The organism is Serratia sp. HNCC26DJ206, from assembly GCF_057180605.1.
The window spans coordinates 1-937 of the sequence record NZ_JBXUGP010000114.1 but is presented as its reverse complement, the minus strand read 5'-3'; the positions used below and the strand labels follow the sequence as shown (position 1 = coordinate 937).

Genomic DNA, 937 nt, shown 5'->3' with positions numbered 1-937 from the left:
TACCAACTGACTGCCGCTGTCGATCGTGGCTGAACCGGTGCCCAGATTCGCGTTCTGGCTGACGCTCAGCGCACTGTTGCCGGTAATGCCGAACTGGCCCGCAAAGCCAGCGTTATTGCCGGACAGGGACATATTGGCCCCGTTATTCACGGTGACCGTGGAATCAGCCACCCCGCTCAGGGTATTGGCCACATCGCCACTCAGCGCACTGAATATCAGTTGCGCGGTCACATCGGTCAACGCGACGCTGGCCGCCGAGGTCCCCAGGTTATTGGCCGCGCTGACCGTCAGAGCGCCATCCGCATTGATCGCGTGGGTGCCGCTAAAGGTGTTGCTGCCGCTCAGGGTCACCGCTGCATCGGTGTTGACTGTCCCGGCCCCGCTCAGCACATTGGCCAGGGTATCGGCCGCGTTCAGATTCAACGTACCGCCGACCGCCACCGCACTGGTCCCCAGGGCATTGGCGGCGCTCGAGGTGACCGACGCCCCCGAGGCGATATGGGTGGTGGCCGACAGGCCGCCGTTGGCCGCGCTCAGGGCCAAGTCTCCGCCGTTGACGTTCAGCGTGCCGGCCCCGCTCAGGCCGCCAACACCGCTCGAGGTGCCCCCTGACGACAGGTTCAGCGTCCCGCCCGACAGGTCGATCGCCCCGCTGTTGGTCAGCAGCCCGCTGGTCAGCACGCCCGTATTGAGCGTGACCGTGCCCAGGTTGGTCAGCGCCCCCACCGTCTGGCTGAAGGTGTTGGTATTGAAGCTGGCGCCACTGTTTACCGTCAGCAGTGAGGTGGCCCCCAGCGCATTGTTACTCCCCAGCAGCACCGTGCCGCCGGTCACCTGGGTGCTGCCGGTGTAGCTGTTCTGGCTGTTGGTGACGGTCAATGCCCCGTTGGTGGCATCCAGCACGATACCGCCCACCCCGGTCAACTGCGCCGTCAGA

At 65.4% G+C, this 937-nt stretch carries 1 protein-coding gene; it reads right to left on the bottom strand.

Features of this window, described 5'->3' with window-relative positions:
* On the bottom strand, nucleotides 1-937 hold a 937-nt coding region (locus tag AC2A1E_RS24180), incomplete at both ends, for a beta strand repeat-containing protein (RefSeq protein WP_484385871.1).